Annotated in this window: 15 protein-coding genes and 1 pseudogene; 11 read left to right on the top strand and 5 right to left on the bottom strand. The window is 58.4% G+C overall.

The window, feature by feature from the left end:
* Positions 1-90: 90 nt before the first annotated feature.
* Both RS887_RS05495 and RS887_RS05490 read left to right on the top strand, forming a co-directional pair.
* Entirely contained in the window at positions 91-717 is a 627-nt protein-coding gene (locus RS887_RS05495; RefSeq protein WP_008015780.1) for a glutathione S-transferase family protein, read from the top strand.
* Entirely contained in the window at positions 714-1,658 is a 945-nt protein-coding gene (locus RS887_RS05490) for a Nudix family hydrolase (RefSeq protein ID WP_322614667.1), read from the top strand. Before RS887_RS05495 ends, RS887_RS05490 begins: the two co-directional genes overlap by 4 nt.
* A 135-nt stretch (positions 1,659-1,793) precedes the next feature.
* Here the strand turns inward: RS887_RS05490 and RS887_RS05485 are convergent, their stop codons facing one another.
* From RS887_RS05485 to RS887_RS05475, 3 genes are read right to left on the bottom strand one after another with little or no spacing between them, the layout of a single operon-like run.
* On the bottom strand, positions 1,794-2,375 hold the full coding sequence (locus RS887_RS05485) for a cob(I)yrinic acid a,c-diamide adenosyltransferase (RefSeq protein WP_322614666.1): 582 nt from the start codon (positions 2,373-2,375) through the stop codon (positions 1,794-1,796).
* 2 nt (positions 2,376-2,377) lie between these two features.
* Positions 2,378-4,414, bottom strand: a complete 2,037-nt coding sequence (locus RS887_RS05480; protein WP_322614665.1) for a sensor histidine kinase — start codon at positions 4,412-4,414, stop codon at positions 2,378-2,380.
* A gap of 45 nt (positions 4,415-4,459) precedes the next feature.
* Positions 4,460-5,377, bottom strand: coding sequence for a putative 2-dehydropantoate 2-reductase (locus RS887_RS05475; RefSeq protein WP_322614664.1), 918 nt, complete (start codon positions 5,375-5,377; stop codon positions 4,460-4,462).
* Between the two features lie 135 nt (positions 5,378-5,512).
* On the opposite strand from RS887_RS05475, the gene RS887_RS05470 reads away from it, so the two are divergent.
* Entirely contained in the window at positions 5,513-5,998 is a 486-nt protein-coding gene (locus tag RS887_RS05470) for a YajQ family cyclic di-GMP-binding protein (RefSeq protein WP_007977344.1), read from the top strand.
* A gap of 137 nt (positions 5,999-6,135) precedes the next feature.
* Positions 6,136-6,978, top strand: a complete 843-nt coding sequence (locus RS887_RS05465; RefSeq protein ID WP_322614663.1) for a mechanosensitive ion channel family protein — start codon at positions 6,136-6,138, stop codon at positions 6,976-6,978.
* Between the two features lie 144 nt (positions 6,979-7,122).
* On the opposite strand, the gene RS887_RS05460 is transcribed toward RS887_RS05465, so the two are convergent.
* The gene (locus tag RS887_RS05460; RefSeq protein WP_322614662.1) at positions 7,123-8,451 is read right to left on the bottom strand and encodes an OprD family porin; all 1,329 of its coding nucleotides are present in this window, start codon (positions 8,449-8,451) and stop codon (positions 7,123-7,125) included.
* A gap of 911 nt (positions 8,452-9,362) precedes the next feature.
* On the opposite strand from RS887_RS05460, the gene RS887_RS05455 reads away from it, so the two are divergent.
* Together RS887_RS05455 and RS887_RS05450 are read left to right on the top strand one after the other, a co-directional pair.
* The gene (locus RS887_RS05455; RefSeq protein WP_322614661.1) at positions 9,363-9,788 is read left to right on the top strand and encodes an HIT domain-containing protein; all 426 of its coding nucleotides are present in this window, start codon (positions 9,363-9,365) and stop codon (positions 9,786-9,788) included.
* Positions 9,789-9,791: 3 nt separating this feature from the next.
* Positions 9,792-9,998: a SlyX family protein gene (locus tag RS887_RS05450; RefSeq protein ID WP_322614660.1), complete on the top strand. Its 207-nt coding sequence runs from the start codon at positions 9,792-9,794 to the stop codon at positions 9,996-9,998.
* A 64-nt stretch (positions 9,999-10,062) separates the two neighbouring features.
* Here RS887_RS05450 and RS887_RS05445 read toward each other — a convergent pair whose 3' ends face one another.
* The gene (locus RS887_RS05445; protein WP_008015795.1) at positions 10,063-10,665 is read right to left on the bottom strand and encodes a cold-shock protein; all 603 of its coding nucleotides are present in this window, start codon (positions 10,663-10,665) and stop codon (positions 10,063-10,065) included.
* 296 nt (positions 10,666-10,961) lie between these two features.
* On the opposite strand from RS887_RS05445, the pseudogene RS887_RS05440 reads away from it, so the two are divergent.
* From RS887_RS05440 to ruvC, 5 genes and pseudogenes are all read left to right on the top strand, one after another.
* Positions 10,962-11,207 (top strand): annotated as a pseudogene (locus RS887_RS05440) (ribbon-helix-helix domain-containing protein); the annotation flags it as partial.
* Between the two features lie 140 nt (positions 11,208-11,347).
* Positions 11,348-11,569 (top strand): zinc ribbon domain-containing protein, encoded by a 222-nt coding sequence (locus tag RS887_RS05435; RefSeq protein ID WP_322614659.1) that lies wholly within the window; start codon positions 11,348-11,350, stop codon positions 11,567-11,569.
* Between the two features lie 120 nt (positions 11,570-11,689).
* Entirely contained in the window at positions 11,690-13,465 is a 1,776-nt protein-coding gene (gene aspS, locus RS887_RS05430; protein WP_008015797.1) for an aspartate--tRNA ligase, read from the top strand.
* Between the two features lie 128 nt (positions 13,466-13,593).
* Complete coding sequence (locus RS887_RS05425; RefSeq protein ID WP_007977329.1) at positions 13,594-14,340, top strand: YebC/PmpR family DNA-binding transcriptional regulator; 747 nt, start codon at positions 13,594-13,596, stop codon at positions 14,338-14,340.
* A gap of 158 nt (positions 14,341-14,498) precedes the next feature.
* Positions 14,499-15,023: a crossover junction endodeoxyribonuclease RuvC gene (gene ruvC, locus RS887_RS05420; protein WP_008015799.1), complete on the top strand. Its 525-nt coding sequence runs from the start codon at positions 14,499-14,501 to the stop codon at positions 15,021-15,023.
* Positions 15,024-15,123: the final 100 nt, after the last annotated feature.

The raw sequence follows: 15,123 nt of genomic DNA, 5'->3' as shown, positions 1-15,123 counted from the left end.
ATCAACTGTGGGAGCGGGCTTGCTCGCGAAGGCTGACGACCAAACGCTGGATATTCTTGCTTGTTACCCTGACGAGAAGGCACCCCGAACATGAGCCTGCACCTGATCATCGGCGACAAACTGCTTTCTTCCTGGTCCCTGCGCGGCGCCCTGGCTCTGGATCTGACCGGCGCGGCCTACACCGAAGAACTGATCAAACTGAACCAGCCGGACACCCGCGAGCGTCTGCTCAAGCATTCGCCAACGGGCAAGGTCCCGCTGCTGAAAACCGAACACGGCACCATCGCCGACTCCCTGGCGATAGCCGAATACCTGGCAGAACAGTTCCCGGGTCTCTGGCCGAAGGACATCGCCGCCCGCGCCCAGGCGCGCTCGGCATGTGCGCAAATGCATAGCGGATTCTTCGCCATGCGCGGCAACATGCCGTTTGACCTGAGCCATGACGCCCCGTTGTCGCCGGTTCCGGCTGACGTTCAGGCCGACATCGAACGCATGTCGGCACTGTGGGCCGAGTGCCGTGCTGCCGCGACAGAAACCGGGCCGTACCTGTTTGGTCGTATCAGTCTGGCTGATGTGTTCTTTGCACCGATTGCCGTGCGCTTGCGCACCTATCAGGTGAAACTGTCTGCCATGGACGAGGCCTATGTCGAGACCCTCTACCAATGGCCGGCGTTCAAGGCCTGGCAGAAGGCCGGTCTGGAGGAGTTGCAAAGGTGAAACGAGTTCATGTCGCCGCTGCCGTCATCCGCGATGGCAGTGGCCAGATCCTGATCGCCCGTCGTGCCGAGTCACAGCACCAGGGCGGCCTGTGGGAGTTTCCCGGGGGCAAGGTCGAGGCCGACGAATCGGTCGAAACCGCACTGGCCCGCGAACTCCATGAAGAGCTGGGCATCGTGGTCGGCGCGGCGCGCCCGCTGATCAGGATTCGGCACGATTACCCGGACAAGCAGGTGTTGCTGGATGTCTGGGAAGTCTCGGCGTTTACCGGCGAGCCCCACGGTGCCGAGGGACAACCGCTGGCCTGGGTTGCACCGCGTGATTTGTCGAGTTACGAGTTCCCCTCGGCCAATCAGCCGATCGTCGCGGCTGCAAAATTACCCGCTCAGTACTTGATCACGCCGGAAGACCTGGAAACTCCAGCGTTGCTGCGTGGTATCCAGAGGGCTATTGCCGGCGGCATCAAGCTTATCCAGTTGCGTGCACCGAACGGTTACGATCCGAAGTATCGCGACCTGGCTGTCGATGCGGTGGGTTTGTGTGCCGGCAAGGCGCAATTGATGATCAAGGGGCCGTTCGAATGGCTGGGCGACTTCCCGGCTGCGGGTTGGCACATTACCTCGGCGCAGTTGCGCAAATACGCAGCGGCCGGGCGACCGTTACCGGCATCGCGCTGGCTTGCGGCGTCGTGCCATAACGCTGAAGAGCTGGCGCTGGCCGAACAGATGGGGGTGGATTTCGTGACCCTGTCGCCGGTTCAGCCAACCCAGACTCACCCTGGCGCCGAGCCGTTGGGTTGGGAACAGGCGTCGAGCTTGATCGACGGGTTCAGCAAGCCAGTGTTCCTGCTCGGTGGTGTAGGCCCGTCGGAGATCGAGAAAGCCTGGGCTGCGGGTGCGCAGGGGGTGGCGGGGATTCGGGCATTTTGGCCTGAGGCGTGATTCCAGGGTGATGCTACAGGCCCCTTCGCGAGCAAGCCCGCTCCCACAATGTTCAAGGTTAAACACAGATTGTGTGAACACCAACAATCCTTGTGGGAGCGGGCTTGCTCGCGAAGGGGCCCTGACAGGCGCCGACTAAGCCTCAGGTTTCGCCGCAGGCTGCCAAAGAATCTCCGCTACTCCCTGCCGCTTGGCAATCAACCGCGCGGCAACAAACAACAAATCCGACAACCGATTGATGTACGCCAGGCCAACCCCGGCCAACGGCTCGATCGCATTGAGTTGCTGACACCGCCGCTCCGCGCTGCGCGCCAGGCTGCGGCAGACATGAGCCTGGGCAATCAGCGTCGAACCACCGGGCAGGATGAAGTTCTCCAGCGGGCCCAACTCTTCATTCCACACATCGATTGCGTCTTCCAGGCGTTCGATTTCCGCCGCATTCAACGCCTGATACTCCGGCATCGCCAGTTCGCCACCGAGGTCGAACAATCGGTGCTGGCATGGCGCCAAAACATCGATCACTTCCTGCAAGCCTGAAATGGCATGGGTTTGTGCCGCCAACCCGGCCAGCAACACGCCCACCTGACTGTTCAGCGTATCGACTTCGCCAATGGCCTCGATCCGCGGGTGATCCTTGGGCACGCGACGGCCATCGCCCAGACCGGTCTCGCCTTTGTCGCCAGTGCGGGTGTAAATCTTCGACAAACGAAAGCCCATGGTTACCTCGATAGCAGATTGAGTTGTTGCGAGACAGGTGGGGTACTCGCCAGGGGCAGGCGCAAGGTGAAGCAGGTGCCTTGGCCAAGAGTCGATTGCACTTCCATCTGCCCCTTGTGGTTATTGGTGACGATGAAGTACGACACCGACAGCCCAAGTCCGGTGCCCTGGCCGATTTCCTTGGTGGTGAAGAAAGGTTCGAAGGTCCGTTTGCGCACGCTCTCGCTCATGCCGATGCCGTTGTCCTCGACCTGAATTTCCGCCCACGGCGGATTCAGCCTGGTGCGCAGGATGATCCGTCCAGGCTCGCTGTCGTCTTCGCGCTGGTGAATGGCTTGCGCGGCGTTTTTCAACAGGTTGAGCAGCACTTGCTCCAGTTCGTTGGCGGTGCCGGGAACCGGTCCCAGCGCAGGATCGAACTGTCGAACGATGGCCTGGCCCTTGAAGTCGAAGCCGATCGCCAGGTCGAAATCGTTACCGGCGATCTCCACGGCCTGGTCGATCAGCGCGGGCAGATCGCACGGGGCCATTTGGCGGGTGCTGCGACGGCTGAAACTGAGCATGTGGGTCACGATTTTGGCGGCCCGGGCACCGGCCTGCTGGATGCCGTCGAGCAACTGGGGCACTTCGCGGATTTGCAGATATTGATTGACTGTCGCCAGTTCGATTCCGGCCTGTTCGGCCACCTCAAGGTTCTTCGGCAGGTCAGGGGACAGGCGTCGGCGAATGTTTTGCACGTTGTGCAGGATCGCACCCAGCGGGTTGTTGATCTCGTGGGCCATGCCGGCGGCAAGCCCCCCGACCGAAAGCATTTTCTCCGACTGCACCATCATCTCTTCCAGGGACAGGCGCTGGGTGATGTCGTCGATCCGGATCACCACGCCACGCCCGGCACCGCCCATCAACGGATAGAAAGTCAGGGCGTAGTGGCGGGGTTCATCGTCCTTGAGCCAGGTGACACGTTCGATTTTGGCCACCGTATGCTGCTCGACCGTTTGCTTGAGTTGCGGCAAAAATGGCTTGAGCGGTTCGAAGGCAAGGAAGATGGGCTGGTTCAGGGCTTCATCGAGGCGTGTGCCGGACAGGGCGCTGGCCTCCTGGTTCCATTGCGTCACGTAGAGCTGCTCGTCGAGGGCGATCAGCGCCGACGGCATGGAGTCGATGATACTGTTGAGGTAGTTCTGGAAGCCGGTGAGCTTTTTCTCGATCTTGCTGCGCACCTGGACTTCGAGCTCCAGTTTGCGGTTGGTATGGCGGGTTTCTTCGGCCAGCCCCTGGGCCTGGTCGTAGGCCGCCTGGGAGTCGTCCCGAGCCCGCTTGAGTTGCTGCTCCCGGGCCTCGATTCGCGAAAGCATGGTGTTGAACGCCTCGGCGAGGCTGCCGATTTCATCGTGGTTTCCTCGCGAAGCGCGCAGTGCGTAGTTTTCTTCACGGGTTACCTGGCGGGACAGCTCTTCGAGTTGGTGGATCGGCCGGGTAATCAGGCGCTTGATCTGGCGGGCAATGATCAGCCACAGCAGCACACTGAAGATCAGAATGCCCAGGCTGGCCGTCAGGGTCCCGGTGTAAAACGCCACTGGCAGTTCGCTCGTGGCCACCAGCAGCAGGTGCCCTGGTGCTGTGCCGGGGCGGGGCAGGGTGATGACTTGATTGGTACGAAACTCGGTGGCCTGCCAGTCTTCGACATGCCGGAAACGCTTGGGCAGCTCCAGGGTGTCGCCATGCTGCAATTGCGCCAGTTGCTCGCCCTTGCCGTCATACAGGGCTGCCGCACGCAGCGGCGAATAGCTGTTGAGCTCCTGCAGCAGGCGCTCGGCGCTTTGTGGTGACGCCAGGGCTTCGGAGGCCAGGCTCGGGTTGGATACCAGTCGGCCGATGGTCTGCAGGGCCTGGGGCGCCATGCTTTCCTGGGAGATGTAGTACGCGGCGCTGATAAAGGTCAGGTTGGCAACCAGCAGGACGGTGACCATCAGTACCAGCAGGGCGGCTAGCAGTTTCTGGCCGACGGGCAGGTTTTCAAGGCGCTGGCGCAATGGCATCGGATTCATCGCAAAAAAGGAACAAGTGGCCAGCGTAGCCGCTGCTCAGTCGCTGGGCAATCCAAGGCTTTGCAGGCGAGCAATCAACCTTGACTCAAGCTGATTGAGGTGAGGCAGGTTCAGTTGATGACGCCCGGCAACTTTACAGGCATAACCCAGCAGGTAGCTGATTTCTGTGCGGCGCTGGCTTGAGACGTCCTGATGCATCGACGAGTAGTTGGCAGCAGTGGCGTGGATCACCCGTTCGACTTCCTGCTGCAGGTTTTCGGCCGCTGCCGGCTGACCACAACGCTCAAGCAACTCCACCAGTTCGCCGCACAGGGTGGCGACTTCGCAGTGATGTTGCTGCAAACCGCCGTTGCGGCAATCGTGCAGCACCGTCAGCGGATTGATCGCACAGTTCAGGGCGAGTTTGCGCCACAGCCTGGTCAGGATTTCGGTGCTCCATTCGTGGGGGATGCCGGCAGCGCTCAGGTCGTCGAGCCAGATCGGTGCGACCGGATGGCTCGCATCCCCCAGCCAGGTGAAGCCATGTCCGGCAAACACCACGCGCCAATCGCCTTCGCGGAAGGCGCCTTCGGTGCTCGACGCATAGATGCAGCGTGCCTGAGGAACCTGTGCGGCCACCGCGTCCTGACTGCCCAGGCCATTTTGCAGCAGGATCAGTTCAGCGCCTGGGGCCAGGCGTGGTGCCACTCGGGCTACCGCACTTTCGGTATCGTAGGCTTTGCACGCCACCAGCAGGCGGTTGATTGGTTGGCTGCTGTCGGCTGTCTCGGCGGGCACGGCATAGTGTTGCGCCTCGCCGTGTTCCACCAGTGTCAATCCACCGGCCGCCTCATAGGCCTGCAGTCTCGCGATGTCCCGCAGGATCAGCCTGACCGGCACGCCAGTCCGTGCCAGGCGTGTCGCCCATAAAGTGCCGAGGCTGCCGGCGCCCAGAACATGCCAGGTGGTAGACATCAGCTTTTTGCTCTGTTTAAGGCGTGCATCGGCAGCTCACAGTGAATGATGGGAAAGACCCGTTATAATCAGCGCGGATTTTAACCGCAAGCCAGGCGTGCTCCATCAGTGCGCCTTTAAATTTGGAGAGATTACATGCCGTCGTTCGACGTGGTATCCGAACTGGACAAACACGAAGTCACCAACGCGGTCGAGAACGCCGTCAAGGAACTCGATCGTCGTTATGACCTGAAAGGCAAAGGCAGCTTCGAGTTCAAGGAAAAAGACCTGACCGTCAACCTGACCGCTGAGGCGGATTTCCAGCTCGAAGCAATGATTGAGATCCTCAAGCTGGCGCTGGTCAAGCGCAAAATCGACGTGCAGTGCCTTGAAGTCAAGGACGCGTTCGCTTCGGGCAAGTTGATGAAGCAGGAAGCGGTCCTCAAGGAAGGCATCGACAAGGAACTGGCGAAGAAAATCGTCGCTCACGTCAAAGACGCCAAGCTCAAGGTCCAGGCTGCCATTCAGGGCGAGCAGGTGCGTATTACCGGTAAAAAGCGTGATGACCTGCAAGAAGCCATTGCAGTGTTGCGGGCCAAGGAATTCGGTATGCCGCTGCAGTTCAACAACTTCCGCGACTGACCTGAAAAGCGGGAACCTCTTGGCGTTTGCGACGTCGGAGGCCCAGGCAACGGCAGAAACGATTGAGCCCGTCGCGGTTCGATCTTTCTGCCGCTTTTTTTTACGCATGCCGGATAGCCGGAAAAAGGAGTAAGCAGATGGACTTAAATGCTGAGGTAGACAATCTGGTCAAGGTATCCCAAACCTGGATCCCGATGATCATGGAATACGGCAGTCGTGTACTGCTGGCGGTCATCACCCTGGCCATCGGCTGGTGGCTGATCAACAAAGTCACGAAAAAGCTCGGCGGCCTGATTGCATTGCGTAATGCCGACCTGGCGCTGCAAGGCTTCATCAGCAGCCTGGCGAACATCATCCTCAAGATCCTGCTGATCGTCAGCGTGGCCTCGATGATCGGTGTGGAAACCACTTCGTTTGTAGCGGCGATTGGTGCGGCGGGCCTGGCCATTGGCCTGGCCTTGCAGGGCAGTCTGGCGAACTTCGCGGGCGGCGTGCTGATTTTGCTGTTCCGTCCGTTTCGTATTGGTGACTGGATCGAGGCTCAAGGTGTCGCCGGTACTGTCGACAGCATCCAGATTTTCCATACCGTACTGCGCACTGGTGACAACAAAACCATCATCGTGCCCAACGGTAATCTGTCGAACGGCATTATCACCAATACCAATCGTCAGCCGACCCGCAAAGTGGTGTTTGATGTAGGCGTCGATTACGAAGCAGACTTGCAGAAAGCCCGAGAAGTGTTGTTGGAGTTGGCCAAGGATTCGCGTGTTTTGACTGACCCGGCACCTCAGGCCGTCATTTCGACATTGGGTGACAGTTCTATCACTGTTTCCCTGCGAGTCTGGGTGAAGACGGCGGATTATTGGGATGTGATGTTCATGTTCAACGAACTATCCCGTGATCGTCTGAGAGAGGCCGGCATCGATATTCCATTTCCACAGCGGGTTATTCGCGTGGTTCAGGAATCTGCTGCGCAGTGATTGGTTTTCTGGTCAATGCCTGACTATTGGGTCAGGCATGTTCTGCATGGATCTGATCGTTTAAACACACTGTTGTCACACCAACGAAAAAGGCCCATCCGAAGATGGGCCTTTTTTTGATTACCGCAAACTAACTTTCTGTGATTACAGAATGTTGAGTGGGTAGTCGGTGATCAGGCGGAACTCAGAGATATCGCCTTCACCTTCGTCAGCATTGGCGGTGTGCCATGCTTGACGGATGCGGAACGACAGATCCTTGGCTGGGCCGGATTGAATGACGTACTTGGCTTCCACGTTGGTTTCGTGGTGTTTGCCGTCTGCACCGTACAGACCGGTGTAGGTGCTGTTCGATGGAGTGTTGGTACCGTCGATGTTCCAGCCATTCACGTAACGGACCATGAAGCTCAGGCCAGGTACGCCGTACTCGGCCATTTTCAGGTCGTAACGGGCTTGTACCGACTTCTCGCCAGGGGCGTTGAAGTCAGAGTACTGGATGGAGTTGGCGAGGAAGATCGAGTCGCCACCACGGTTGTTGTCACCCACACCGATGTAGTCGAACGGGGTATCGCCGTTGACCTTCTGGAAGGCCAGGGTCAGGGTGTGTGCTTTCAGGAACGAGTAAGCAGCAGCCAGGGAGTAGGCGGTGTTGTTGATGTCGCCTGCTTTAGCGTTACCGGTGTCGCGAGTGTTGTAGATGTTACCGTCGAAGTTGATCGAGTTGTCGCCGCCCAGTGCGAGGGTGTAGTTCGCGTTGGCGTAGTACTGGTTCCAGACGTCTTCGAGCTTGGCACCGTACAGCGATACGCTCAGGTCAGGAGTAATGCCGTATTTGCCACCGAAGTAGTCGATGGAGTTGGCAGTCACGCCAGCGTAAGTAGCGAACAGTTCGCCATCACGAGCGTTGCGGTCCTGGCTGGTTGCCGAGTAGAAGTGGCCGGCTTCGAGGTCGAGGTCTTTGACTTCGCTGCTCTGCAGTTGGATACCGCTGGCAGTTTGGTGAAGGATACGGGAGCCGCCAACAGCGAACACCGGAGCAGTTCTTGGCTGCATGTCGCCGATTTTCAGCTCGGTCTTGGAGATGCGGAACTTGGCGGCAGCGCCGGCTTTGCCCTGGCTGTTGTTGACTTCGCCATCGGAATCCACGGACATGTTGCCGGTGCCAGCATATTTGTCGGAACCGTCCAGCTTAATGGCCAGTTGGCCCCAAGCTTCAACGCCAACACCGATCAGACCTTGGGTGTAACCCGAGCTGTACATGCCCTGAATGCCCTGGGTCCAGTCTTTGTCGTCGGTTGCGCCGTTTTTCTTGTTACGGTTGTAGTAGTAGTTGCGAACCAGCAAGTCGAGTTTGCTGTCTTCAACGAAACCTTTGGCTTCGGCCTGGTCGCTTACGAAAGGTGCGGCTACTGCCAATTGAGTACTGGCTGCTGCTGCAACTGCCAGTGCGATCATGCTCCACTTCATCACGCGCATCGTGATTTGCTCCTTTGGTTTTAGAAGAGTACTGCCGTCCCACCTGATTTATTATCTGGGCGGCTCTTTCTTTTTGTGTCGGCGCAAACTTATATCACGCCGACAATGTTGGCGATACTTGCGTATCTAACCTTTCGCCTTCTTTACGACCCTGTCGCAAACAGCGAGATAGATGTCGCAAATTTCCAGCTCCGACGCAACCGGGCTGACAACTTTAATGCTGTTTTCTGAGCCTTGGCGCCGGTAAAAAGAGTCCTGGTGAAACGTTTGAATCTCCATCGGGCTACCTTGCCACTGTCTTTTTTTGCCTGAAGACCTCCGCTTCCAGCGGGTGTCACTCAGGTGATGTTGGGTATTAATGCAATAAGCATGCGCAAAATCGAGCCTTGTTGCATTTTTTTTCAGGTTGACGGTCTGACGCTGTAAAAACCTCATAAAACCGGGGGGTTCAAGCACGTTTAGTATGGGCTTGACGCCTTGCCTGGCATCATGTTGCACCCTTCTGGTCGACTGCCTGACAACCAAAAATGTTACCGGTTCACCCCGCCAGTGAGTAAACGGCGGATGTCGAAGCAATCAGCGTAGACCCACTGTGCGGTTTTGGTGCAAAAAATTTTTCGCCCTGTACTGAGCTCATCCCGGTTGATCGCTTGTCTTGCGCGAACACTTCGTTGTGAATCAGTCATTTCGGCAATTTTTCCGGTTGATCGGTGCTGTCATGGTGCGCGGCAGCGAAAAGTGTCTCATCCGGGGGCGGGGTGTCAGTTTTTCGCTTGCGCTCGTGGCCGCTGCGCAAGGTTCGCCGTGAAGCGTGCGCCGTTCGCAGGTATGCTGCCGTCCGGTCGCTTGGTGCGCTGTCCCTCCGGATGGGCGCTAAGCTGAAAAATGATGCCCCGGTGGGAGTGTACGCAGTGTTCGCTTTAGATCCACGACTTCAACAAGACACGTTACCGATCGGGGACTTTCCGCTCTGCCGGTTGCTGTTGTCCAACGATTCGAACTATCCCTGGTTCATCCTGGTACCTCGTCGTGAGGCTATCAGTGAGATATTTCAGTTGGGTGTCGCAGACCAGCAGCAGCTTTGGCAAGAGACGACGGTGCTTTCGCAAGTGCTCAAGGACTCGTTCGACGCGGACAAATTGAATGTTGCGGCGCTGGGCAATGTCGTCAGCCAGTTGCACATGCATGTGATTGTGCGCAAGCGCGAAGATGCCGCCTGGCCAGCACCGGTTTGGGGCAAGCATCCAGCAAAGCCCTATGAATCGGAGCAGGTTGCCGCCATTCGCGAACGTTTGCGCCTGATATTGACCGATGGTTTTACGTTTCTGGAGGGTTGAATCATGAGCCTGGAAGAACGCGTTACCGATCTTGAAAGCCGCCTGGCCTTTCAGGATGACACCGTCCAGGCATTGAATGATGTCCTGGTCGAGCAGCAACGGGTGGTCGAGCGTCTGCAACTGCAAATGGCTGCGCTGCTCAAGCGCCAGGAGGAAATGGTCGGCCAGTTCGAGTCGTTCGAAGAGGAAGCGCCGCCGCCGCACTATTGAGCGACGCGCAGGCATGAAAAAACCGCGGACAGCTCGGCTGTGCGCGGTTTTTTTCAGCTTTGAATCAGCGGCGTGGCAGCGCGGCGATCACATCTTCGGCTTGCAGGCCCTTGTCACGATTCATGACAGAGAACTCCACGCGCTGGCCTTCTACCAGGACGCGGTGACCTTCACCGCGAATGGCCCGGAAGTGGACGAAGATATCGTCGCCGGAGTCGCGGGAAATGAAGCCAAAGCCTTTGGACGTGTTGAACCATTTCACGGTGCCAGTATCGCGGTTGCTCATGTCGTAGCTTGGCGAGGCGGCAACGGGTGACGATTTGTAGAAGCTGATGCCCAGATGCAGGGCAACGGCGATCAGGGCTGCGACCAGGCTGAACAGCACGGCGGGTTGACCGGCGATGACAGGCATCGGTGCGATCAGTGTCAGGGTTTGCAGGACTACCGCCAGAACCAGCAGGGCGCTGACCAGGTTTTGCAGTTGGTGGCGCGGACCTTTGTTCCAGTAAGGGATGACAGGTGCGAGTGTGAGATTGAGCAGGCCGAAAAAGGCCAGGTACAGCGCGTCAGGTTGTTGCAGGTAAGGCAAGGCTTCGGATTGCAGGCTAGGGATGAAGGACAGCAGCAAGGCCGCTGCGCCTATCAGTAGATGGACGATTTTCAACATTTTGATTGACTCACGTTAAGACAGTTCACAAGGAAGAGCTGATGGCGCACGGTTCGCTTCAAAACAATAAAGAGGCGTTGGACACGTGCCCGGTATCAGCCTATGCGCCATGCCCGGAAAAATAGGCACTGGCGACACGCTGTCTATTTAACAGCAAAGCCGCAGGCTACTCAAATCAGGGCGTCCGGCGGCTCTTTTGCGGGCAAATTGCCGCAGGTTGCCCGAAGTTTCGGGGTTAGGGTAAGGCCGCAGGCTTGCCAGGGTAGGGCGTTCTCCGAGGGGGCTGCCAAAAGTTGTTGGCTCAGCCCTTGTCTCACTCATTACGATTGAATGGTTTCGCTACCTGTTTGCGCCTTGAGCAGGTTTATTGGGATATTTTGGCGGAAATGGCCCGGGTCAACGGTTGCTCGGTCGGTAGGCTGTTATCTCATGTGGATCGTGAAGTTCACTTGCGCCACGGTGGAGTAAGGAATTCCAGCGGGTTGGTGCGGATTGTCTGTGTCGTGCACAGCCTCAAGGAAGGAGGGTGCATCGTCACGGCCTGGTCTGGGCGGCGAAAGCGGCAGAGTGTCGGCCTGTGCAGTCTTACGGCTGCACAGGCCGCATTTTAATGGATATAATCCCGCTCTTTGCCGCAAAACCCTGCGTGTGCGGTAGCAATCTGATCGCCGAGACAACCTCCATGCCGATGTACGATTATCAATGTGCTTCCTGTGGTCATCAGTTGGAAGCCATTCAAAAGATCAGTGATGCACCGCTGGTCGACTGCCCTGCCTGTCAGGCGCCAGAGCTTAAAAAATTGCTGTCCATGCCCGGCTTTCGCCTCAGCGGCACGGGTTGGTACGAAACCGATTTCAAGACCGGTTCCAAGAAGAATCTGGTCGGCGGCGACAAAGCTGACTAAGGTCCTGAACCTGAGTTGAACGACACGCGAGCTCTTGCATCACCCGGCGACTTTTTTAAAGGCGGGGCTGCTGTAGGATCTCCAACCGAATTTCGAATTACGAGAAGTGAAACCACGACCATGATGCGCAGCCATTATTGCGGCCAACTGAACGAAAGCCTGGACGGCCAGGAAATTACCCTTTGCGGATGGGTCCATCGTCGCCGTGACCACGGTGGGGTGATTTTCCTCGATATCCGTGATCGTGATGGTCTGGCCCAGGTCGTGTTCGATCCGGACCGCGCTGAAACCTTCGCCGCAGCCGACCGCGTGCGCAGCGAGTACGTCGTGAAGATCACCGGCAAGGTTCGCCTGCGTCCGGCCGGTGCAACCAACGCCAACATGGCGTCGGGCATGATCGAAGTCCTCGGCTATGAGCTGGAAGTACTGAACGAATCGGAAACCCCGCCGTTCCCATTGAACGAATTCTCCGACGTCGGCGAAGAAACCCGCCTGCGTTATCGCTTCCTCGACCTGCGTCGTCCGGAAATGGCCGAGAAGCTGCGCCTGCGTTCGCGCATGACCACCAGCATCCGCCGCTTCCTCGACGAGAACGGCTTCCTCGACGTAGAAACGCCGATCCTGACCCGCGCCACCCCTGAAGGCGCGCGCGACTACCTGGTACCGAGCCGCACTCACGCCGGTTCGTTCTTCGCCCTGCCGCAATCGCCGCAGCTGTTCAAGCAATTGCTGATGGTGGCCGGCTTCGACCGCTACTACCAGATCGCCAAGTGCTTCCGTGACGAAGACCTGCGTGCCGACCGTCAGCCGGAATTCACCCAGATCGACATCGAGACCAGCTTCCTCGATGAAAAAGAGATCATGGGCCTGACCGAGCAAATGATTCGCAACCTGTTCAAGGAAGTGCTGGGTCTGGAGTTCGGTGAGTTCCCGCACATGACTTTCGAAGAAGCCATGCGCCGCTACGGTTCCGACAAGCCAGACCTGCGTAACCCGCTGGAACTGGTGGACGTGGCCGATCAGCTCAAGGAAGTCGACTTCAAGGTGTTCAGCGGCCCGGCCAATGACCCGAAATGCCGCATCGCCGCCTTGCGCGTTCCTGGCGGGGCAAGCATGCCGCGCAAGCAGATCGACGATTACACCAAGTTTGTCGGTATCTACGGTGCCAAGGGCCTGGCGTACATCAAGGTCAACGAACGCGCCAATGGCGTCGAAGGCCTGCAGTCGCCAATCGTGAAGAACATTCCTGAAGCCAACCTCAACGTGATCCTCGATCGCGTCGGTGCGGTCGACGGCGATATCGTGTTCTTCGGCGCCGACAAGGCGAAGATCGTCAGCGAAGCCCTGGGCGCGCTGCGGATCAAGCTTGGCCACGACCTGGACCTGCTGACCTGCAAGTGGGCACCCATGTGGGTCGTCGACTTCCCGATGTTCGAAGAAAACGACGACGGCAGCTTCACCGCCTTGCACCACCCGTTCACCGCACCGAAGTGCACCCCGCAAGAGCTGGAAGCCAACCCGGCTGGCGCTCTGTCCCGTGCCTACGACATGGTGTTGAACGGCACCGAACTGGGTGGCGGTTCGATCCGTATCCACCGCAAGGAGATGCAACAGTCGGTGTTCCGTCTACTGGGCATCAACGAAGCGGAACAGGAAGAGAAATTCGGCTTCCTGCTCGACGCCCTGAAATACGGCGCACCGCCGCACGGTGGTTTGGCCTTCGGTCTGGACCGACTGGTGATGCTGATGACCGGCGCCCAGTCGATCCGCGAGGTGATCGCCTTCCCGAAAACCCAGAGCGCGGCAGATGTCATGACCCAGGCGCCGGGTCAGGTGGATGCCAAGGCATTGCGCGAGCTGCACATTCGTCTGCGCGAAACGCCTAAGGCTGAGTAACGTTGACCTGAAGGGCGCATCTCGGGATGCGCCCTTTCTTTATCGATAGAGCTGTTCAAGATTTTTGTTTGCCGGCCGGCGCAATACAGCGCAGCGGGCAATGTTTCAAAGAGAATTCGGAGCGAGTTATGGCAGGTCATTCCAAGTGGGCGAACATCAAGCACCGCAAAGAACGTCAGGATGCCAAGAGGGGCAAGATCTTCACCAAGTGGATTCGTGAGCTGACCGTTGCTGCCCGTCAGGGCGGTGGCGACCCGGGCTCCAACCCGCGCCTGCGTCTGGCCCTGGACAAGGCCCTGGGTGCCAACATGAGTCGCGACATCATCGACCGTGCTATCGCCCGCGGTACCGGCGCTGCCGACACGGACGACGTGGTCGAGCTGACCTACGAAGGTTACGGTCCAGGTGGCGTGGCGGTGATGGTCGAATGCATGACCGACAACCGTAACCGTACCGCAGCCGCTGTTCGTCACGCGTTCAGCAAGTGCGGTGGCAACCTCGGGACTGACGGTTCGGTGGCCTATCTGTTCGAACGCAAGGGGCAGATTTCCTTCGCTGCCGGTGTTGACGAAGACGCGCTGATGGAAGCGGCCATGGAAGCCGACGCCGATGACGTGGTGACCAATGAAGACGGTTCGATCGACGTTTTCACCTCGTTTGCCGGATTCTATTCCGTGCGTAACGCACTGGAAGCGGCGGGCTTCAAAGGTGATGACGCGGAAATCGTCATGTTGCCAACCACCAGCGCCGAGCTCGATCTGGAAGGTGCCGAGAAAGTCCTCAAGCTGATCGATATGCTCGAAGACCTGGATGATGTGCAAAACGTCTATTCCAACGCGGAGATTCCGGAGTCGGTGGCCGCGCAGCTAGGCTAAAGGGCAACAATGTCCCATGTGGGAGCGGGCTTGCTCGCGAACGCGGATTTGCAGGCAACGTTGTTGCTGAATATGAAACCGCTTTCGCGAGCAAGCCCGCTCCCACATTTGTTATTCGTTGTATTGAATATCGTGCTTTTACTGAGCCCGCAGGCGTTATGACTTTAATTCTTGGTATCGACCCCGGTTCGCGCATCACCGGTTACGGTGTGGTTCGTGATACCGGCCGTGGCTGTGAGTACGTCGCCTCCGGTTGCATTCGCACCGGTGCCGGCGAGCTGCATGAGCGACTGCAGATTGTCTATCGCGGGGTGCGGGAGATCATCCAGACTTACCATCCGGTGACCATGGGGATCGAAAAGGTGTTCATGGCCCGTAACGCCGATTCCGCCTTGAAGCTGGGGCAGGCCCGTGGCGCCGCGATCGTGGCAGGTGCCGAGGAAAGCCTGGAAATTGCCGAATACACTGCAACCCAGGTCAAGCAGGCGGTCGTCGGTACCGGTGCGGCCAATAAGGAGCAGGTGCAGATGATGGTCATGCACATGCTCAAGCTGACCAGCAAGCCGCAGATCGATGCTTCGGACGCCCTGGCCATTGCCATCTGCCATGCTCATACCCGTTCCAGTCTGTTGCCCCATGGCCTGGGAGCAGCACGCAGTCGTGGCGGGCGCCTGCGTCTCTGATAGCATCAGCAATCATTTTTATGGAGTGAGGGTGTTTCGCCTGGGTTGTCGGCGGTATTCCCTCGCTCTATCAGTCGCTGGCCCAGAGCTGGCCAACGCT

Source organism: Pseudomonas sp. BIC9C (assembly GCF_034541995.1).
Taxonomy (GTDB): domain Bacteria; phylum Pseudomonadota; class Gammaproteobacteria; order Pseudomonadales; family Pseudomonadaceae; genus Aquipseudomonas; species Aquipseudomonas fluorescens_CC.
Note: the sequence above shows the minus strand (reverse complement) of the source record. Positions and strands in the feature narration are given on the sequence as shown.

What these genes read in the sequence shown, in the direction of transcription:
- RS887_RS05445 (WP_008015795.1), bottom strand. Translation starts at nt 10,665, where the DNA reads ATGTTGAAAATCGTCCATCTACTGATAGGCGCAGCGGCCTTGCTGCTG.
- RS887_RS05460 (WP_322614662.1), bottom strand. Translation starts at nt 8,451, where the DNA reads ATGCGCGTGATGAAGTGGAGCATGATCGCACTGGCAGTTGCAGCAGCA.
- RS887_RS05495 (WP_008015780.1), top strand. Translation starts at nt 91, where the DNA reads ATGAGCCTGCACCTGATCATCGGCGACAAACTGCTTTCTTCCTGGTCC.
- RS887_RS05475 (WP_322614664.1), bottom strand. Translation starts at nt 5,377, where the DNA reads ATGTCTACCACCTGGCATGTTCTGGGCGCCGGCAGCCTCGGCACTTTA.
- RS887_RS05450 (WP_322614660.1), top strand. Translation starts at nt 9,792, where the DNA reads ATGAGCCTGGAAGAACGCGTTACCGATCTTGAAAGCCGCCTGGCCTTT.
- RS887_RS05480 (WP_322614665.1), bottom strand. Translation starts at nt 4,414, where the DNA reads ATGCCATTGCGCCAGCGCCTTGAAAACCTGCCCGTCGGCCAGAAACTG.
- RS887_RS05465 (WP_322614663.1), top strand. Translation starts at nt 6,136, where the DNA reads ATGGACTTAAATGCTGAGGTAGACAATCTGGTCAAGGTATCCCAAACC.
- RS887_RS05485 (WP_322614666.1), bottom strand. Translation starts at nt 2,375, where the DNA reads ATGGGCTTTCGTTTGTCGAAGATTTACACCCGCACTGGCGACAAAGGC.
- RS887_RS05435 (WP_322614659.1), top strand. Translation starts at nt 11,348, where the DNA reads ATGCCGATGTACGATTATCAATGTGCTTCCTGTGGTCATCAGTTGGAA.
- ruvC (WP_008015799.1), top strand. Translation starts at nt 14,499, where the DNA reads ATGACTTTAATTCTTGGTATCGACCCCGGTTCGCGCATCACCGGTTAC.
- RS887_RS05470 (WP_007977344.1), top strand. Translation starts at nt 5,513, where the DNA reads ATGCCGTCGTTCGACGTGGTATCCGAACTGGACAAACACGAAGTCACC.
- RS887_RS05425 (WP_007977329.1), top strand. Translation starts at nt 13,594, where the DNA reads ATGGCAGGTCATTCCAAGTGGGCGAACATCAAGCACCGCAAAGAACGT.
- aspS (WP_008015797.1), top strand. Translation starts at nt 11,690, where the DNA reads ATGATGCGCAGCCATTATTGCGGCCAACTGAACGAAAGCCTGGACGGC.